The organism is Neobacillus niacini (genome assembly GCF_023715785.1).
GTDB classification, from domain to species: Bacteria; Bacillota; Bacilli; order Bacillales; family Cytobacillaceae; genus Neobacillus; species Neobacillus niacini_E.
In genome coordinates, this window is the sequence record NZ_JAMBOX010000008.1 from 1 (window position 1) to 18796 (window position 18796).

At 40.5% G+C, this 18796-nt stretch carries 19 protein-coding genes; 3 read left to right on the forward strand and 16 right to left on the reverse strand.

Going from position 1 to position 18796, the window contains the following annotated elements; genetic code table 11:
- The first annotated feature begins 382 nt into the window (after positions 1-382).
- Together M3234_RS14975 and M3234_RS14980 are read left to right on the forward strand one after the other, a co-directional pair.
- Positions 383-1030: an SDR family oxidoreductase gene (locus M3234_RS14975; protein ID WP_262305703.1), complete on the forward strand. Its 648-nt coding sequence runs from the start codon at positions 383-385 to the stop codon at positions 1028-1030.
- A 183-nt stretch (positions 1031-1213) separates the two neighbouring features.
- Complete coding sequence (locus tag M3234_RS14980) at positions 1214-2041, forward strand: DegV family protein (protein WP_262305500.1); 828 nt, start codon at positions 1214-1216, stop codon at positions 2039-2041.
- 226 nt (positions 2042-2267) lie between these two features.
- Here M3234_RS14980 and M3234_RS14985 read toward each other — a convergent pair whose 3' ends face one another.
- Complete coding sequence (locus M3234_RS14985; RefSeq protein ID WP_262305501.1) at positions 2268-2978, reverse strand: DUF4386 domain-containing protein; 711 nt, start codon at positions 2976-2978, stop codon at positions 2268-2270.
- 87 nt (positions 2979-3065) lie between these two features.
- On the opposite strand from M3234_RS14985, the gene M3234_RS14990 reads away from it, so the two are divergent.
- Positions 3066-3935 carry a helix-turn-helix transcriptional regulator gene (locus M3234_RS14990; RefSeq protein WP_262305502.1) on the forward strand — a complete coding sequence of 290 codons (870 nt, stop codon included), beginning with the start codon at positions 3066-3068 and terminating at the stop codon, positions 3933-3935.
- A gap of 346 nt (positions 3936-4281) precedes the next feature.
- Here M3234_RS14990 and M3234_RS14995 read toward each other — a convergent pair whose 3' ends face one another.
- The 15 genes from M3234_RS14995 to M3234_RS15065 all read right to left on the reverse strand — a co-directional run bounded on the left by M3234_RS14995 (position 4282) and on the right by M3234_RS15065 (position 18662).
- Positions 4282-4671 (reverse strand): PaaI family thioesterase, encoded by a 390-nt coding sequence (locus M3234_RS14995; RefSeq protein ID WP_262305503.1) that lies wholly within the window; start codon positions 4669-4671, stop codon positions 4282-4284.
- A gap of 168 nt (positions 4672-4839) precedes the next feature.
- Positions 4840-5685: a 3-hydroxybutyryl-CoA dehydrogenase gene (locus tag M3234_RS15000; RefSeq protein ID WP_262305504.1), complete on the reverse strand. Its 846-nt coding sequence runs from the start codon at positions 5683-5685 to the stop codon at positions 4840-4842.
- Positions 5686-5714: 29 nt separating this feature from the next.
- A complete protein-coding gene (locus M3234_RS15005; protein ID WP_262305505.1) occupies positions 5715-6491 on the reverse strand; it encodes an enoyl-CoA hydratase/isomerase family protein in 777 nt (258 codons plus the stop codon).
- A gap of 24 nt (positions 6492-6515) precedes the next feature.
- Positions 6516-7298, reverse strand: coding sequence for an enoyl-CoA hydratase/isomerase family protein (locus M3234_RS15010; protein WP_262305506.1), 783 nt, complete (start codon positions 7296-7298; stop codon positions 6516-6518).
- Positions 7299-7336: 38 nt separating this feature from the next.
- Positions 7337-8524 (reverse strand): CaiB/BaiF CoA transferase family protein, encoded by a 1188-nt coding sequence (locus M3234_RS15015; RefSeq protein WP_262305507.1) that lies wholly within the window; start codon positions 8522-8524, stop codon positions 7337-7339.
- Positions 8525-8526: 2 nt separating this feature from the next.
- Positions 8527-9573: a hypothetical protein gene (locus M3234_RS15020; RefSeq protein ID WP_262305508.1), complete on the reverse strand. Its 1047-nt coding sequence runs from the start codon at positions 9571-9573 to the stop codon at positions 8527-8529.
- A 16-nt stretch (positions 9574-9589) separates the two neighbouring features.
- Positions 9590-10357, reverse strand: a complete 768-nt coding sequence (locus tag M3234_RS15025; RefSeq protein WP_262305509.1) for an SDR family NAD(P)-dependent oxidoreductase — start codon at positions 10355-10357, stop codon at positions 9590-9592.
- A 12-nt stretch (positions 10358-10369) separates the two neighbouring features.
- Complete coding sequence (locus tag M3234_RS15030) at positions 10370-11158, reverse strand: enoyl-CoA hydratase/isomerase family protein (protein WP_262305510.1); 789 nt, start codon at positions 11156-11158, stop codon at positions 10370-10372.
- Positions 11159-11185: 27 nt separating this feature from the next.
- Positions 11186-12094: an acyl-CoA dehydratase activase gene (locus tag M3234_RS15035; RefSeq protein ID WP_262305511.1), complete on the reverse strand. Its 909-nt coding sequence runs from the start codon at positions 12092-12094 to the stop codon at positions 11186-11188.
- A 99-nt stretch (positions 12095-12193) separates the two neighbouring features.
- Positions 12194-13498, reverse strand: a complete 1305-nt coding sequence (locus M3234_RS15040) for a 2-hydroxyacyl-CoA dehydratase subunit D (protein ID WP_262305512.1) — start codon at positions 13496-13498, stop codon at positions 12194-12196.
- Positions 13499-13542: 44 nt separating this feature from the next.
- Positions 13543-14697, reverse strand: coding sequence for a 2-hydroxyacyl-CoA dehydratase subunit D (locus tag M3234_RS15045; RefSeq protein WP_262305513.1), 1155 nt, complete (start codon positions 14695-14697; stop codon positions 13543-13545).
- A gap of 38 nt (positions 14698-14735) precedes the next feature.
- On the reverse strand, positions 14736-15506 hold the full coding sequence (locus M3234_RS15050) for an SDR family NAD(P)-dependent oxidoreductase (RefSeq protein ID WP_262305514.1): 771 nt from the start codon (positions 15504-15506) through the stop codon (positions 14736-14738).
- A 50-nt stretch (positions 15507-15556) separates the two neighbouring features.
- A complete protein-coding gene (locus M3234_RS15055) occupies positions 15557-16696 on the reverse strand; it encodes an acyl-CoA dehydrogenase family protein (RefSeq protein WP_262305515.1) in 1140 nt (379 codons plus the stop codon).
- 16 nt (positions 16697-16712) lie between these two features.
- Positions 16713-17951, reverse strand: coding sequence for a thiolase family protein (locus tag M3234_RS15060; RefSeq protein WP_262305516.1), 1239 nt, complete (start codon positions 17949-17951; stop codon positions 16713-16715).
- Positions 17952-18041: 90 nt separating this feature from the next.
- Positions 18042-18662, reverse strand: coding sequence for a TetR/AcrR family transcriptional regulator (locus M3234_RS15065; RefSeq protein WP_262305517.1), 621 nt, complete (start codon positions 18660-18662; stop codon positions 18042-18044).
- Positions 18663-18796 lie beyond the last annotated feature (134 nt).

An 18796-nucleotide genomic window follows, 5' to 3' on the forward strand; every position in this document is an offset into this window, starting at 1 on the left:
ACTAAATAACACAAAACTTCCAAAATTAGTCTAACGGAAGGTTATTTGGCATGTACATTTTTAGTATATCATGAGATATTTTAAATCTTTATTGAAAAATATTGACAAACTATTAGCTGGTTTAGCTTGAATATATCTATTTACAAACTTTATTTAATTTTAACAAAAATATCCAATTTTGTTTACATTTAAAATGCAATCTTAAAGAAAGTTTCTGGCACCATCCGAATTTTCCCGCGAAGAATCGATGACGGGCACTTTTAGCATTAGTCAATCCCCCCACTATTCTGTTTAAGCCATTGAATAAGTAACTATTTTGATTATTGCATCGACTTTTGAAATAATATGAGTGCATATGCTTTTATGAAAGGTGGAGAACATGGTGAAAGTATTTTTAATCGGTGCCAACGGTCAGGTAGGAAAGCATATCGTCCATTTATTGCAGAACAGCGATGAACATACATTAAAGGCAATGGTACGTAATGAACAGCAGGCGGAAACCCTTAGACAATCAGGAGTAAACGCAGTAGTTGCCAATTTGGAAGGCAGTGTGGATGATCTTGCAAAGGCAATGGAATGCTGCGATGCTGTCATTTTCTCAGCGGGTTCCGGCGGCAAGACTGGGCCAGATAAAACATTGCTTGTGGATTTGGATGGTGCGGTAAAATCGATGGAAGCGGCAGAAAAAGCCGGGGCACATCGTTATATCATGGTTAGTGCAGTCCAAGCACATAATCGGGAAAGCTGGAAGGACAGTCCGATTAAGCCCTATATGGTGGCCAAACACTATGCAGATCGAATGCTCGTTTCAAGCCAGTTGAATTATACCATTGTGCGCCCTGGTGCGTTGCTTAATGAACCGGGTACAGGGAAAGTACAGGCTGCGGAAGATTTGCAAAGAGGGTCTATCCCGCGCGAGGATGTCGCCAAATCGATAGTAGCTGCTTTAAACGAAGAAAATACGTTCCGCCGATCATTTGATTTAATGTCGGGGGATCAATCAATTGAAGAAGCTTTAAAAAGTATATAGAAAGAGTGCCTGTTACTGTCCGAATTTTTTCGAAGACAATTCGACAAATTGCGGGTAGTGACAGGCACTTTATTCAATCTATCATGGAGATCCCACTGTTAATGTGAATCCCACAAGAAGTGGAAACAGAAAAAAAACTGTTATAATAAATATATTGAAATAATAATGTAGGTGGAGAAAAAAATGATTAAGATCATAACAGACAGTTCATCCGATTTACCTGAAGAATTAATTGAGCTATATGATATAACGATAGTTCCAATGACAGTGACTATTGGAAATCAAGATTATCTAGAAAAGATTAATCTTGCCCCAAAGGAATTCTTTACGAAAATGTTTTCTACTGATGCGCTCCCCAAGACATCCCAACCCTCCCCTGCCACTTTTGCCAAGACTTTCTCTAAGTTCGGAACGGACACCGAATTGCTTTGTCTTACCATCTCGTCTGGACTTAGCGGTACCTATCAATCAGCGTGTATGGGGAAAGAACTTTCCAATGCAAATGTTACAGTTTTTGATTCATTAGCTGGATCATTGGGCCATGGACTCCAAGTTATTCGAGCTGCAGAACTTGCAAAACAGGGGTATACCCTAGATGAAATTATTAAAGAATTAACCGATTACAGAGAAAAAATGAACATACTTGTCCTATTGGATACATTAGAAAATATCGTAAAAGGCGGTCGACTATCTAAATTTCAAGGTTCTTTGGCTAAGATCCTTAATATCAAAGTAATCCTAGAAAGAGTTGACGGTGGCAAGGTAGAAATTCTTGAAAAAATACGAGGGACCAAAAAATTCCACAGAAGAGTCCTTGAACTTATTCAGGAAAATGGAAATGATTTTTCTCAAACGACATTTGGTATTACACATACCGGAAATGAAGAGGATGCTGAAGCAATCAAACAAGAACTTATACATCTATTTCATCCAAAAGAAGTAATTGTAAATTTTATGGGAGCAACAATGGGAACCTATGCTGGAAAAGATGGAATGATAATCTCCTTCTAAAAAAAGTATATTTCACAGGCAAAAAGGCTTAGAGTTTTCAACCCTAAGCCTTTTTTGTATTATCCTATTTAACAAACGGACCCATTAGCTTAATAAGCACAACAATGTAATGCCAGGCACATTCTTTGTTAGATATTAAACTCGGTCTGGCTTTAAAGCCTAAAGTTTATTCTTGATTCAATGCACTTTCATCCATATAAGCAACTTCCCATAAGAATGTTGTGCATCAAACATATATATTCATTTTTAGTTTTTCGAGATTTTGCTTATGAAATCCCTTTACGATTAACCAGACTGCCAAACTCATTTCATAAACACCTACAGGTAGAGCAATGAGTCCTTTTGCTGTAGAGTAAGGTTCTACTACCCCAAACATTTCTAATAAACCGGCTATGAATACTGAAACAGCTGTAATCATTCCAAATAATGCTAACGGTTTGGGCACTAAACCTGTTCGAAAAAGTAAATAACTATACATGACGGTATTTAAGCCTAACATGAGATTGGGACCTAACATTGAAGTCCAACGATGAAAAGCTTGCAACAGTAAACCCATAGCGGCAAGATGTTCATCACTTGCTAAACGGTTCGCATCATAATATATACTGAGTTGGAGTAGACCTAATATACTTACTAAACCTATTGCAATAAAAACAGCCTCCATGAATCGAAAACAAAGATACCCTAAGGCAATATGTTCATTCCACCGACGAATATAAGGAAACAGCATCACAGATGTCCCGACAGCTGTTACTACAAGCAAAAGGTCATTTAATACACCAATCAAAACCTTCGTTTGAAATCCATTTGCCACGGACATATGCCATTGCTCTGACAGTACCGGCTGATAAAAAACAACCGCAATAACTGAAGTAACCGCAGCTGCTATATATAAAACACCTATAATAATGCTATTCATTCTGTCGTTTGACTTCATCTTTGCCTCCTCGAACTAATTAATGTGTTAATTGCATATGGTATACTAGATTACAAATATAGGAAATAATTAAATAAGGAGTATTTTATGGACCATTATGAAGTGATTGAGAATGCTTTACTATACATTGAAGACAATATACAACAACCTTTATCTCTTGAGTCAGTCGCAAATACCTTTAACATGTCCAAATACTATTTTCACAGACTATTTTCTGCCCTGATGGGTTGTTCCTTAAATAATTACATACTATCTAGAAGGTTGAATACATCATTAAAATTGATTCAGGAAAATAACCTATCTCTAACAGACATTACTTATCAGTTAAACTTTGGAACACCATCATCCTTCACCCGGGCGTTCAAACGCCGATATGGTGTAGCACCAAGCTCACTTAGAGCAAAAGATAAGACCTTACCTCAAGTGCCAATACCTCCAGTAGTTAAAAGACCCATCAAAAACATCAATGGTGATATTGTCACCGATTTCACTCTTACGGAATTTGAAACGATCAGGGTGAGTGGTATAGCCTTCGAGGTTGACCTGGCAACTGATGATTACAAGACGAAAATCCGCTCTTATTCAAAAAAGCTTTTAAATAACATTGATGATACAATAAATGGTTCATGCTATGTCATCTATTCAGACTGTCAACCAAACTCGACTCGCTTCAAGGTTCTTTTCGGGATTCCATATGATATACAAATAGATAAACCCTTTTATTTTACCGTAGATATTCCGCAACTCTTTTGTGCCAAGTTTAAATACTCCGGTGATCTACTTGACATAGGAGATGTCTTGATAACTGATTTTGCAAGATTTTTAAAGATCTCTAAACAGGAAACTGAGAACTCACATATTGAGCTCATTCAAGTTTTTGATAACATTCACAATCTTGATTCAGCCTACCACATATATACACCTATCAAAAAACTACCTATAGATTCAGACTTTTAATACCGTTTTAAATTTCTTATCTGCTCCTTTCTAGTTCATAAAGTTATTTAATTAATAATAAAATATCAAAATATTGTTCATTACACTTTCCAATTCTTGCTGTAATTAGTTTTTATAATGTAACATCAAGTGCCTGGCACCGATTCCGATTGATTTGGAAAAGGGATAGGGTGGATTTTATAAAAAGGTGAATAATTTGTGACCATAAAAAAAAGTGCCTGGTCAACGCCGAAATTATGTAGATCAAATATCAACATATTACGGGTAGTGACTGGCACTTTATAGTCGTGGCATTTAATCAAAACATTTGTCCATCGGTGGTCATGGCACCAAAATCTTCATCTAGTTATAGGTTAGCAAATATGCCAGTTGCCTGTGCAACTAGTTCATTTTGGTCGTTGTATATATTACAGTTGACGTGATTAAGAGTTCTTCCTTTTTTAATGAGGTGTGCGTCTGCTGTTAAGAAGTCACCTTGTGCCCCTTTTAGATAGCTTGTTTTTAGGTCAACTGTCACCACCGATTGCATACTATTGTCGTCCTCTTGAAAGGTATTACATATATTGCCCATTGCTAGGTCAGCTAACAAGCTAATAATACCTCCTTGAACATAACCTTTTGTATTTAATAGTAGTGGCTGAACCGGCAAAATTACTTTTAGGTTGGTATCACTAATTTTTTTATATTGACATTTGAGTAAATGATCAAATGGATTTTTAATATACTTTGTTTCCATTTCTATCACCTCAGAATAGATTTCAAAAAAGGCCGAATCCAAAATGTGGAATCCAACCTTTTCTAACTGCCACCTCCGACGTACTAAAAGGCTATTTTGTCCTAGGGGCACTGACAAACACATCTCTTGAATCAATTGTTGAACCAAAGGAGTCATGAATGCTAATTTTTAATACTCATAGAATCCACGTCCGGTTTTTCTGCCGTAGTGTCCTGCCCGAACCAGTTTTCGTAATAGTGTAGCAGGCCGGTATTTGGAGTCAGCTGTTTCTTCATAGAGAGTTTCCATTACCATTAGCAAGACGTCCAGCCCAATCATATCAGCTAATGCTAATGGTCCAATCGGGTGATTGGCCCCCAATTTCATGCCAAGGTCAATATCCTCTTTTGTGGCAACGCCTTCTTGAAGCACGAATATCGCTTCGTTTATCATGGGGGCCAATATTCTATTTACAGCAAACAATGGTGCTTCATTCACTGTAATCGATTTTTTACCAAAGCTTTCACACAAATCTCTGGCAATCCTATAGGTTTCATCTGAGGTATCATTTCCTCGAATGATTTCGACCAGTTCCATTAGGGGGACAGGGTTAAAAAAGTGAGTTCCAATCACCCGGTCTGCCCGTTTAGTAGCAGATGCCATCTCGGTAATACTTAAACCAGATGTATTAGAACAAAAAATTGTTTCCTGCTTACATATTTGGTCAATCTCCCTATATAACTCTTTCTTTTTCTCCATATTCTCGATGATAACCTCAAAAACTATATCAGCGTCTTTCAAATCTTCCAATTTAGTAGTTGTCGTAAACCGATCTAGAATGGCTTCAACAGGGTCATTCAGTTTTCCCTTAGAGGCAAGCTTTTCTAAACTCTTTCCGATAACTCCTAAACTTCTTGTTAAAAAATTTTCTTGGATATCAGATAATATGACTTGAAAACCTGCACAGGCCGCGACCTGGGCAATGCCGGAACCCATGCTTCCAGCCCCAATTACACCGATTGTTCTAATAGACATGTGACAACCTCCAAAAATTTTTCTAAAAGTTATTCCCCTTTAAATTTAGGTGCCCGTTTTTCCAAGAATGCATTCACACCTTCTTGCCGATCATCACTTGCAATCAGGTGGGCTTGAACCATGGTTTCTTGTTCTAAAAATGCCTCCCAAGGGAGCTGCACCGTATGGTTCAACATTTTCTTTACATATCGATTACTTAAAGGCGGTCCATTCAAGATCACTTGAGCAAATTCACTTGCACCTTGAAGCAGTTCACCATCAACTACCTTATTAACAATCCCCCATGTCTTAGCTTCCTCAACACCCAAAATCTTCCCGGAAACAATCCATTCCTTAGCAATGGCAGTAGGCACTCGTTCCGATAATAACTTGATTAAGCCCAAATCCGGTATCACTCCAATGTTTACAAAGCTTAAGCCAAACTTCGCTGAGGAATTTGCCACAATAAAATCAGAAGCCAGCGCAAGGCTGAATCCTGCTCCCGCCGCATATCCATGAACAGCAGAAATGACAAATTTATTCATATTCAATATCACACGAGTCACATTAATCGCCTTCTCTAAATAAGAAGCGATATCACTCTGTTTCGTAAATTGCTGAATGGTTTCTAAATCTCCCCCAGCACAAAAGGATTTCCCTTCACCCGAGAGAATGATTACCTTAACCTCAGGATTCTTATCCATGCTTAACAGGGCTTCCGTTAGACCCGTTACTAAATCTGTAGACATCGAATTTAGCTTTTGAGGTCGATTGAGAAAAATGGAACCAATTCCGTTCTCAATTTTTACGACTATAGGCTGAGTCATTGTTATTTCTCCTCTATAAAAAAATTATTTTCCTTGAAACTGTGGTTTTTCCTTTGCTAAAAAGGCTCTCGCACCTTCTTTTTGATCATCTGTGGAACAAAGGCTTTTAAACTGAACCGCCTCAAGTTCCAATGCTTCTTCCATCGGCAAATCCATGCCCTTGGTAATCGACTTTTTAGCAGCTTTGATAGCGAGTAGTCCCTTTTTCTGGATCTTTGCTGATAAGATATGTGCTCGACTAAGCGCTTCTCCCGCTGGAGCGAGAATATCTACCAAACCAATTCGATATGCTTCACTAGCGTCGATGTTATCTCCGGTAAAAATAAGCTCTTTTGCTTTACCAGCTCCTACTAATCTAGGTAAACGCTGTGTACCACCATATCCTGGAATGATTCCTAAATTGACTTCAGGTTGTCCAAATAATGCTTTTTCGCCTGCAATGCGAATATCACATGCCATTGCTAATTCACAGCCAGCTCCAAGAGCATAGCCTTCAATCGCTGCAATCACTGGCACTTCAAAGTTTTCAATTTTATTGAAAATCTGGTGGCCAGTTTTCACAAGGTCGTATCCTACATCAGGAGTGATATCAATAAACTGCTTAATGTCTGCTCCGGCTACAAACGCTTTGTCACCAGCACCGGTTATAATAACAGTTTGAACATCCGAATTCTCCCGAACCACGTCCAAAGTCTGATCAAGTTCTTCCATAATCTGTGCACTAAGTGCATTCACCGGTGGATTTTCAATCGTTATCACAGCCGTCCTATTTTCAACCTTAAATTTTACAAAAAGTGTCTTTAGCAAATTCCTTACCTCCTTCATTCTTTGAAAAATGGACTCTATTAACTGAATAGACCAGTTCTGCCAAACTCGTCGATTTCCTCTTGGGAGTAGCCAAGGTTTTTCATTACTGCCTCTGTATTCGCCTTTGATAGAGGAATCCCCGTGTAACGATATTGAGGAATAGACTCTGAGAACTTAATCGGATTGCCAATCTGTTTTACTTTTGTACCATTAGGCCCAGGGACCTCAACCACCATTCCCCGCTCTTGAACGAGCGGTCCCTCTAATACTTCACCTAGTGTAAGCACAGGCTCAACACAAGCATCAACACGATTAAATAATTCCATCCATTCATCTAACGTCTTCGTCTTTAAAATCTCCCGAACCTCTTCTTTGATTTGAGCCACATTCTTTGGCGCCACGCCTCCTGCAGCAAGTTCATATCTATCAATTGTTTGACAGAAGGCTTTAAAAAATTGCGGTTCAACCCCACCGAAACTAAGATATCTGCCATCCAGGGTTTCGTAGTAATCATATAAGGAACCGCCATTAATCAGGTTTTCCTCCATCCCAATGTCTTTACCGTTTACTAGATAACTAGCACCCTGCATAAAGGAATTAAAGGCAATCATTCCATCTGTCATTGAAACATCAATATGCTGGCCATTCCCTGTCCGCTCTCGATAGATGACGGCTGACAGAATTCCAATAATGGCATTGTTGGAACCGGAAGCAATATCAGCCACCTGTACACCAATCAACGGAGGCCCTGACTCTTTCTTTCCTGAGTAAGAAGCAACACCGGACAAGGCTATGTAATTAATGTCATGACCTGCACGGTCTCTCATTGGTCCTGTTTGACCGTATCCAGTTAACGAGCAATAAATCAATCTAGGATTGACTTTCCTAAGACTCTCGTAATCGAGGTTCAGCTTCGCCATTACACCTGGGCGGAATTGTTCAATAATAATATCGTACTCAGTCAAAAGCTGGTGAATCACTTCTACTGCACGAGGATCCTTAAGATTAAGAGTCATGACCTTTTTGTTCCTGCTCAATTGTGCGGATACAGCTGACACTTCTGTTCCAGGTAGGAAAGGCGGCAAAAAGTCGATCATATCAGGCCTTGTTCCAGATTTTATCCTAAGGACATCCGCTCCCAAATCTGCTAAAAACATGGTGGCGTAGGGCCCCGGAACCAATGTGCTGAAATCTAATATTTTTAAACCTTCTAGTGCTCCGGCCATTTTTATCTCCTTTCCGACTTTTCATTGATTTTTACAAAATGCTTTCTAGCTATAGGTGTTATTTCTTCTGGTAGTTTAAATGACAGTGGTTCTTGATGGAGTGCTTGGAAGAAGTTATAATCACTCGTATTTAAAAAACCCAGTGTAAGCCGTGGGATTAGACGGACATGAATCGGTTGTTTTAATTCCGAATTTGATGAAATATGAACCATTAAATTAAAACTGGCAAATCCTTGTTCATCTAAGGTGGAAAAAATAGCTCGTAAACCTTTCGAAAAATCAATCCAATCTTGTTCATTTACATCATCTATTGAATTAGATTTTGAAAAAACAGCCAAAAAATCATTGTGGCTCTTCGGTGCGAAGGAATGTATCCAAGCAATATCTCCTACTTCACCGATCCATCTTTCCTCTAGCGTTTTTTCTGTTTCACTTAACTGTGTAAAATATTCTTTACCTGTATCATTCTGAAACGCGTGTGCTTTTTCTGCTACCAATCTTTGATAATTAGATGGAGAGTCTGAGACCATTACTTGGATATGTGGATGGAGAATACTCCCACCTGATAACGGCAGATAATTCCAGTTAATCGAAGCGTGTTTTGCCTTAGAATCTATGGCAGCTACCCGTTGGATATAGGTTTGTGCAGCTAAGAAGGCATCTTTTATCATTTCGATTGTAAATTCTTCTAATCTGACATAATGTTGGTCAGAAAAAATAACGACCCCATTATGTTTGCTATACGGGAAAAGATTCGGAAAAACAACAGCGCTACCTTGAGAAATTCTACCTTGTTTTGTGATTTCGCTCTTGAATAAAGGGGTAAGTTTTTGTAAATTTTCACTGCAAAACGGGCAATTTTTTCCACCGGTTTTCTCGCTTGCTTCGATATAATCAGGTGGCTGTATTTTCAATCCTGGATCAAATATTAGCCGAGCGGATTCCCCTGTTAGTGGATCAAATCGAATTTCTGTTTTACGTTCGATGTCATTTCCGTGATTATCTGAAAAGCTGAACCATTCTTCTTGTTTACGAAATTCTATGGTCATGGCTGTGTCCCCCCGCTTACTTCGCAGGCAGCTGCGCTGCACCATCTAGCATAATCGTAGTTCCATTTAAATAGGGATTTTCTATAATATGTCTAACCGTTGCTGCATATTCAGTCGGCTTGCCGAGCCTCTTTGGAAAAGGAATATGCTGGGCAACTTCCTGTTTAAAACTTTCAGGCATTCCGCTAGACATTTGCGTATCGAATAGACCTGGTGAAATGGCAACAATCCGCATTCCATAATCACCAATCTCCCGGGCAATTGGAAGCGTCATCCCGACAACTCCTGCTTTTGACGCACTATAGGCGGCCTGTCCGAGCTGTCCGCCAAATGCAGCTGCAGAAGCAGTATTCACAATAACCCCTCTTTCCCCGTTCTCATCAGGTTCATTTTTCAACATTTCTTGAACCGCATATCGAACCACGTTCATTGTGCCAATTAGATTTACCTGGATTACCTTATTAAATTTATCCATTGGAAAAAGTCCCTTTTTGGAGTGGACCTTCGCACCAAAAATAAGACCGGCACAATTCACTGCGACATGTATCCCACCAAATGTGCTTGAGACCGTTTCCACAGCTTCACGTACAGAATTTTCATCACTTACATCTGTCTTACAAAAAACAACGGATTCACCAAGCTCTCTCACAAGATTTTCTCCGCGGTCTTCATTCAAATCTAAAATTCCCACCTTTGCGCCCTGCTCCACAAACAGCCTTGTACAGGATTCACCAAGCCCTGATGCCCCGCCTGTTATAATGAATACACGATTTTTGATATTCATTTTTATCTCCCCTTAATAACCCTTAAATTCAGGTTTACGTTTTTCTGCAAACGCTTTTAGTCCTTCTGCTAAGTCATAGGAGCGAACATGCTGCCTTAAATGAAGCATTTCATGGCGTAATGCTGCGTCTTGTGTTTGATCAACCGCCGCGTTGGCTACTTCCTTCATCCGTCGGAGCACCAATGGACTTTTAGCAGCTAGCTTTTCAACAAATTTTTCGACCTCCTCCACTAGCTGACCATCAGCGACAACTTTATTCACCAAACCAAATCTCTCCATTTCCGCAGCTGATAGAAAATCACCGCTAAAAAGAAGATATTTAGCTCGATTAAGCCCGACTTTCTTTGGTAATACAGCCGCTCCACCTGCACCTGGAAATACGCCAAAGTTAGAATGGGCATCACCGATTTTGGCACTTTCAGCGGCAAATACGAGATCACAACACATGACAAGCTCCAGACCTCCTGCAAGTGCTAAGCCATTAACTGCAGCAATGACGGGTTTTGGCATTTTACGAAGAATACCGCATACCACATCGAACATGTCAAGAAAATCCCTCGTACCTGGTTCCGAATTATGGAGGGAGGATAGGACATTTTTAAGGTCTGCTCCAGCGCAGAAGGCAGACCCTGTTCCAGTAAGGACGACAACCTTAATCCTGCTATCTTGTTCACATTCATGTAACACGCTCTCCAACTCATCCAGCATACCGGATGATACTGAATTCATATTCTTTGGACTATCTAAAATAATCCAAGCGCCGGCACCGCGACGCTCAAAATGAATACTTTCGTATTGCATAGGTATCTCCTTTCCAAAATAGAAAAGTTAGTTTTTGTTTAATTGGAAATTCTGAACAGAACAACTTGCGCAATCTTTTGCGGGTACACGAGATTTATCTAAATCTTGCTCTTCCTCTACTTTTTTCCGAATCCCTGTTGCGAAATCATTCGCAAATAGTGCAGCTCCTAATGCCCCGATAATCTGAGGTTCATCAGGAATAAAAATAGAAACACCTAATGTTTTTTCTAATGCTTTTACCAATCCTATATTTTTTGCTCCTCCACCTGTCATCATTACTGGTTGCTGCATACCTACACGCCCGACCAATCCTTTCATTCTCCCTGAAATCGCCTTGTGCATGCCAGAAAGAATGTCTACAGTTGTATGACCTTCAGCCACTAATGAAATAACTTCCGACTCCGCAAATGTTGTACACATAGAACTGATTTTGATATCCGCATCTGATTGCAGCGACAAGGCTCCAATTTCAGTTAATTCAACGTCCAATGCTCTCGCGAGAACTTCAAGGAATTGGCCAGTTCCAGCAGCACATTTATCGTTCATTGCAAAGTTTTTAACATTACCTGATGGATCGACCGCGATTACCTTGCTGTCCTGACCGCCGATATCAATGACTGTTTTTACTTCAGGATAAAGGTAGTTGGCGCCCTTTGCGTGACAACTGATTTCCGTTAAATTCTTTCCTGCAATTTCTAACCTTTTTCGTCCATAACCAGTGCTAACGGTATAGGTGATATCTTCGAGGGCCAATCCTGCTTTTTCTAAAGCGTCATCAATTGCCATCATGACAGCTTTTTGACTAACAAATCCCAACTGTTTGACGCTATGGGAAACAATTTGTCGATTTCCATCAATTATTACTGCTTTCCCTGTTAAGGAACCGCTATCTACACCCATTGTATAAAAGGAAGAACGATCACTTTTTGATGTCATTTAACTCTCTCCTTCAACATTCTGTTTATCTATAAGGAATTATCTCTCCCCATTTCATCATATGTCCGGGACATTTTCCCCGGACATATGATGGATTTATTACCCTCGACTTTTTTGTGCTTCAAGACTTTCAATCAGTGCTTCAATACGAGTATTAACCAGTTCTTCCTTGTAGAAGGAATCGTCGACCATATCTCCTTCAAATGAAGTAGATTGAATCCCCATCTTTTTATTTAAGTTTTCAGCTAATAGGAAATGCGAGCGTGAGAAAGATCGGCAAGTTCTTGCACCATGGAAGACAATACCGTCAATGGAGTAATCTTTGGAAAGTGTCATCATTCGCTCTTCAGTAATTGGGTAGCCTAGGTTAAGCTGACATTCCAAATGATTAATCGCAATTCCTCTTAATGGGTGTTCAGGATCAATCGTGTCAGGCTCGTGCCAGAAGGCCATATGCGTATATCTACCTGCAACAACTGTGGCATCATAGCTCGCAAACTTATCAGCCATCCATCCCAGCTTGTTCCAGTTCATAATTCCTTCCCAGAAAATTCGGTATTTCTCATTCGGAACAGCACTTACACCATTATCGAGTCTCTCTTGTACCTCGTCTTTTACAGCTTGCATAGCTTCCACGGTTCCTGGCCATGCAGTGAGATAATTAACCGGTGCAATTTGAATCGACCAATCAAAGAAGCTGGCAGGAGCTGGTTTTGCCTTACACAGTTCCATCGCTTCCATCCGAAGTTTTCCAACTTTCTTCGTAACACCCATTAACTCCTGGAATTTATCCCAGTTATATGGCTTGCCGCTTACAACCTCTAAAAACTTAATCAAATCCTCAAACTGTCTAACAACGTATTTTACGTTTTCCTCAAATTCTTCACCTTTCATATAGGTAGAACCATTTCGCCCCATATGATACGGAATAACCACATTGAACCAAGGGATTTTTTTACCAAATACACGCTCAATTGCCCAATCCCACTGTGGTCCAGTTGAACAACCTGGATAACATGTAACAATTGCATCTGGTGCTGGGATTTCAGTCGCAATTGGACCTGGGTTCAAATCATCCGGAACACCTAATTCTGCGAACATCGCACATCCCATTTGTGTTCTGGCATAGGAACAAAGTTCACGATTAAATCCCTTGTTCTCTGCAAATGTTTGCGGTTCCTTTTCTTCATGTCTTGCGGCTACACGAGCACCGTACCCTTCCCCATGAATCCAAGCCATATCCTGAGCGGCCATAAATGGTCCGATTGGCAGACCAGTCGTATAAACAACCTTTTTACCTGTCTTCTTGGCATTAATCAGATCTTCCCAATATTCATTAACGAGCTTATTAACCAATTTCCCTGACTTTAATCGATTCGCTCTTTTCGCTTCCTGTACTGCCATCTATTATCATTCCTCTCAATTTTGTTTTGCTTTTTTTAAAATCTTTAAACAGCCATTTCTACAAAGGCTTCTAATCTGGTTTTTATTGTTTCGATGGAATCAAGTTCGTGTGAGATTTCTAGGAGTAGGTGTGGGATTCCAGCTTCTTGCATGGCATCTTTAATATCTGGGTAGAAGAACATATGTGGTTCACAGAATTGGGCCATCACGATGACAAGTTGATCTGCCTTATACTTTCGCATAGAATCAACCAGGTATTGTGGCCAATCCGTTTTAGGATCACATCGAGTAGGACAAGGGACGTTTGTATTTTTATCAATGTAATGAGCGGCGATGGCTTCGAGTGGCTCTCTGTCCTCGGCGATATTATCACTGATATATCGATAGCCGTGGAAAAGGTCATCTCCTACGACAACAGCACCGGATTGTTCCACAAGCTCCAATATTTCGTTTTTCGGTGCACCGCAGAAGCTTCCAGATAAGAAGACACGCACCCCTTCTTCTTTGATCGTTTCCTTTTTAGATTGAAGTTTCGGAAGCAGACTCTCTAAAATTTCGTTATGCTCTTCCTTCGGCATCACCATACTAGATTTAATAATCGATAACATATCACTGGAGGTTAGCAGCGACGGATGGACGGATTTCAACTCATATATTTCCCTAATCAGGCACCGATTTTTGTTATAAATTCGGATACTTTTAAGGATATCTTCATCACTAATCTTTTTGTCTGCAAATCTTTCAATATCGCGTTTTAACTCCTCTAAACCTTGAACAATATCTCCATGGGTCCATGGCTGGTTGCCAACCGGCAAACGGAAAAACATGTTACTGACCTTTGGAAGAAGGTTTCCAACCACCTCTGCACCTCCGACGGCTTGGATACAATAATCTCCACCAACAAAACCGTCTAGGAAATCTAGTTCCCCCTTTGCAGCTTGATCCACAATACTGCGAGTCGGACCACAGAAATAAGCAGGATAATAGGCGTGCCCGGTGGTAATCGGTTCCTCTTTTACTTGAAGGACAATCGGTAAGACGCCTGCCGCATGCAGTAACTCTTCAGGAAAATGCATGATGTAACAGCCGATAATCTTGGAGCCGGTTTCCATTTTCCATTCTTTTGCTCTCTCATAGGGATCCGCTGCTATTTGGGCTAATTTGTTTAAGATTTCATCTGATGATAAATTTTGGTACATAATCGTGTTCCCTCCTAAATTTAAAAGAAAATGAAGTTTTATCCTGCAAATGAAAGACCGCCGTTGATACTTAAGGTTTGACCTGTAATTCTGTCGGATTCAGGCGAGGCAAAGAAAAGTGCCGCCTCTGCAACATCCTCAGCATTTGGTAAACCAAGCTTTGCACGGTCCACAGCTTTTTGAAAAACATGACTTGCCTCAGTAGCCATTACTGCCTCAAATCCCGGTGTGTCTTGGATAACCGTTAAACAAAGAGCATTCACGCGAATCTGCCAGCGTGCAAACTCATTTGCCAATGCTTTGTTCATTAGTACAAGTCCAGCTGCCGCCGATCCGATCAAAGACTCTCTTGGGGTCGCAATTCTTCCCGCGTCAGAGGTAATGATGACAATTTTCCCGTAATTCTGCTCTCGCATGTGGTCGAGCAAAGCACGTATTGCATATAACCTAGAGGATTGTTGGCTATTTAAACATCCGTCGTAGTCATTAGGGTCGAGTTCGTGAAAGAACTTTGCATATTGAACAGTGGCACCACCATTTGCTATCAAAATATCAATCTTTCCCATTTCAGCAACAGCACGGTCTGCCATCTGTTTGACAGAATCATAGACAAACAAGTCACATTCTAAAAATATTGCCTTTCTACCCAAGTCTTCGATCTCTGCTACTACCTGCATACCCGCTTCGTGATTTCTGCCGCTAACCACAATATCTGCTCCACTTTTTGCCAGTTTCAAAGCGGTCGCTTTGCCAATACCATTTGTCCCACCTGTAACAAGGGCTACTTTCCCTTCAAGATTTGTTATCATCGTTTTCTCCTTTTCAGACAAGGTTTAATATTCAGACATTTCAACAAAGATTAAGACTGGAGTACACGGCCAATCGCCATTACCTCTGCCTCTTTCGTTCCTTCATAGATTTCAAGAATTTTTGCGTCACGGTACCATTTTTGGACATTGTATTCTTCCATATATCCGTACCCGCCATGAATTTCGATAGCTGCATTTGCGCAGAAGACTGCTGTCTGTCCGCCTAAATATTTTGCCATTGCTGATAGTGTAAAGTCAGGTTTCCCTGAATCAACTAACCATGCCGCCTTATAGACGATATTTCGAAGCGCCTCAACCTTGACGGCCATTTCCGTCAATTTGGTCATCGTTGCTTGGTAGCTTCCAATTGGGTTGCCAAAGGCATATCTTTCCTTTGAATATTTGACCGCTTCATCAAGACATGCTTGCGAGATTCCCAATGCCTGAGCAGCAACCATCATTCGAGTTATATCAAAAAAGTGCATGAGCTGCTGGAACCCTCTTCCATCAGTCCCAACTAGATTGGACTGAGGAACGCGGACATTTTCAAACGAAATTTGTGCGGTATCACTTGAGCGAATTCCTAACTTTCCATGAAGCTTACTTCTTGTGATTCCCTCGCTATTGGCGTCAACGATAATTTGTGAAAAGCGTTTATGTCTTTTTTCATCTGGCTGTGTTATCGCTTGCACCACCATAAAATCACTGACAGTACCATTGGTGATAAAGATTTTGCTGCCGTTTAGAATGAAATCCTCCCCGTCACGAACTGCTCTTGTTTGATAACCAGCAGCGTCCGTTCCGGCATTTGGCTCGGTGAAGGCTCCTGAGGAAACCCACTCGCCTTTACACACCTTCGGCAAATATTTTTGCTTTTGCTCCTCGGATCCGTATAGATAAATTGCCTCACATCCAAAGCTTGCCGTGATAATATTTGTACCAATTCCCATGTCGACACGGGATAGCTGCTCTGTAATAACGGCCTGACCTAGTATCCCAACACCTGCGCCACCATACTCTTCAGGAATCCAGGCTCCCACAAGACCTAGTTCAGCTGCTTTTTTAACAATTTCAGGAGTATACTTCTCTTCTTTATCACATTGCGCTGAATGAGGGGCAATTTCATTTACGGCAAATTTATAGGTCATATCCTTTAAAATCGACAATTCCTCTGTTAAGGTATAATCCAAGTCCCAACACCTCCACTTATACTTTTTCTAAGATATGAATACACATAGCAGCTTCTTCGACACCAATACTGCCGCCCCCATTTTCAGCTAGACCGATTTTTGCGCCAATTACCTGTCTGTTTCCTGCTTCTCCTCTAAGCTGGGTAACAACTTCGTATATTTGCGCAAGACCGGAGGCTCCAATCGGATGGCCCCTGCTTTCAAGTCCACCACTCGTATTGATGGGAATCGATCCTCCTAGAGTTGTGGCACCTGATTCTGCTAGTGCCCCGCCTTCACCAGGAGGGCAAAATCCCATTGCTTCACTTTGGTGCAGTTCACCATAAGCCGTAGCGTCATGCAACTCAGCTAAATCAATATCCTTTGGACCAAGCCCTGCTTTTTCATATGCCTCTTTTGCAAGTCTTTCACCGATATCTTCACCTTCAAGGTCTCTATCCGTGCCTTGACCATGGACGGAAGCAAGAATTTTTACTGGACGTGACTTTTCAAGCTTTTTCAAAAATCTCTCAGAACAAACGATAACGGCCGCTGCCCCGTCCCCAACTGGAGCACACATACTGCGAGTTAAAGGGTAGGTAACAGGACTATCGTTCAGAACCTCTTCAATACTCATCCGATTCTGATACTGTGCTTTTGGATTAAGGGATGAGTGAAAATGATTTTTGGATGCGATAGCTGCTAATTGTTTTTGTGTTGTTCCATACTTGCTCATATGCCAACGAGTCATCATCGCATAAACATCCATAAAAACACTTCTTCCTGCACCAGGTGCCGATTCTTCCTGTGGGAGGGCAACCTTTAGGTTCTTTCCATAATCCAATAACAAGCTGATTTGCCTGTCAAAGTTCTCTACATCCATACAACTGGAGTATGCGGATAATGATTTTGCTTTGTCTGGGTTAGTTAGCTTTTCTGAACCAACTGCAATAGCAACATCATACATTCCTGCTCGAATTCCGGTATACGCTAGGTGCAATGCTGTGGAAGCTCCTGCACAAGCATTTTCTACATTGGTAACAGGAATCCGGTCAATCCCCATTCCCCTGAAAACCACCTGACCGCGAATGGAGTGCTGCCTATCAAACATTCCCCAAAAAGTATTCGAGAAGAATCCAGCCTGTAAATCTTTTACGCTAATTCCAGCGTCCTCCAAAGATTGCTGTATGACTTGCTCTGCCATGGTCCTAACTGTTTCTCCTGGGTACTTACCAAATTTGTTCATCCCAATCCCGATAATATAAACATCTTGCATGTGATAGAAAACCTCCCGTTCTCTTTTATATTTTCTTTAATGCATATGTACCTATGCTTTATAGAATAGGACCAGCTACTACTCTATAATTCAGGTTTCAAGCTTAAACACCGCTTTATAGCAAAAATCTGTTAAAGACTCTGCCGTCATCTGCGTCTCCCTTGGACTGGATGGCAGCTGCATTAAGTAATGTCCATACCCTTCAAACATACAAGCAAGTGCTCGAATCGTAATATCGACATTCATGTTGTGGCAGTATCCCTTTTTCTGGGAGCCTTTGATATCATGCTCAATCCTTTTAAATAATCTATCACTTATTTTCAACCATTTTTCTTTATAATGCTGGTCTACCATCATCGCTTCCTTTAACGCTAGAAGTACTCCTCTGTTTTGATTGTAAAAGCCTAATATTCTATAGGCTTCATCCTTCATCATTTCGAAGATACTTTCTGCCAAGGGGTTGGACTGTAAATTGTGATTAACCTTTTCGAAAAGGTCGTCTACTAATTGATCGAGGAGGTCATTTTTATTTTTGAAGTAATGGTAAAAGGTTCCGTGCCCTACATTCGCTTTTGTCGTGATGTCCTTGACAGTCGCTTTCGTGTAACCGATTTCAGAAAAGACTTCGATAGCACAAATCATGATTTGTTCCTGATTCAACGTCTTGCGTTGGTCTGGTTTCGTTGTCTCCTGAAATTTTGCCATTTTCATATTTTTTAACTCCTATTTTTCATAAATTTCGCCTTTATAAACATTGTAGTCATATATGACATTGATGTCAATATTTAAAAATATATAATTTTCAAACAAATCGAACTAATCAAAAGTACGTCTCCAAGTAGTAC

What these genes read in the sequence shown, in the direction of transcription:
- M3234_RS14980 (WP_262305500.1), top strand. Translation starts at nt 1,214, where the DNA reads ATGATTAAGATCATAACAGACAGTTCATCCGATTTACCTGAAGAATTA.
- M3234_RS14985 (WP_262305501.1), bottom strand. Translation starts at nt 2,978, where the DNA reads ATGAAGTCAAACGACAGAATGAATAGCATTATTATAGGTGTTTTATAT.
- M3234_RS14990 (WP_262305502.1), top strand. Translation starts at nt 3,066, where the DNA reads ATGGACCATTATGAAGTGATTGAGAATGCTTTACTATACATTGAAGAC.
- M3234_RS14995 (WP_262305503.1), bottom strand. Translation starts at nt 4,671, where the DNA reads ATGGAAACAAAGTATATTAAAAATCCATTTGATCATTTACTCAAATGT.
- M3234_RS15000 (WP_262305504.1), bottom strand. Translation starts at nt 5,685, where the DNA reads ATGTCTATTAGAACAATCGGTGTAATTGGGGCTGGAAGCATGGGTTCC.
- M3234_RS15005 (WP_262305505.1), bottom strand. Translation starts at nt 6,491, where the DNA reads ATGACTCAGCCTATAGTCGTAAAAATTGAGAACGGAATTGGTTCCATT.
- M3234_RS15015 (WP_262305507.1), bottom strand. Translation starts at nt 8,524, where the DNA reads ATGGCCGGAGCACTAGAAGGTTTAAAAATATTAGATTTCAGCACATTG.
- M3234_RS15020 (WP_262305508.1), bottom strand. Translation starts at nt 9,573, where the DNA reads ATGACCATAGAATTTCGTAAACAAGAAGAATGGTTCAGCTTTTCAGAT.
- M3234_RS15025 (WP_262305509.1), bottom strand. Translation starts at nt 10,357, where the DNA reads ATGAATATCAAAAATCGTGTATTCATTATAACAGGCGGGGCATCAGGG.
- M3234_RS15030 (WP_262305510.1), bottom strand. Translation starts at nt 11,158, where the DNA reads ATGCAATACGAAAGTATTCATTTTGAGCGTCGCGGTGCCGGCGCTTGG.
- M3234_RS15035 (WP_262305511.1), bottom strand. Translation starts at nt 12,094, where the DNA reads ATGACATCAAAAAGTGATCGTTCTTCCTTTTATACAATGGGTGTAGAT.
- M3234_RS15040 (WP_262305512.1), bottom strand. Translation starts at nt 13,498, where the DNA reads ATGGCAGTACAGGAAGCGAAAAGAGCGAATCGATTAAAGTCAGGGAAA.
- M3234_RS15045 (WP_262305513.1), bottom strand. Translation starts at nt 14,697, where the DNA reads ATGTACCAAAATTTATCATCAGATGAAATCTTAAACAAATTAGCCCAA.
- M3234_RS15050 (WP_262305514.1), bottom strand. Translation starts at nt 15,506, where the DNA reads ATGATAACAAATCTTGAAGGGAAAGTAGCCCTTGTTACAGGTGGGACA.
- M3234_RS15060 (WP_262305516.1), bottom strand. Translation starts at nt 17,951, where the DNA reads ATGCAAGATGTTTATATTATCGGGATTGGGATGAACAAATTTGGTAAG.
- M3234_RS15065 (WP_262305517.1), bottom strand. Translation starts at nt 18,662, where the DNA reads ATGAAAATGGCAAAATTTCAGGAGACAACGAAACCAGACCAACGCAAG.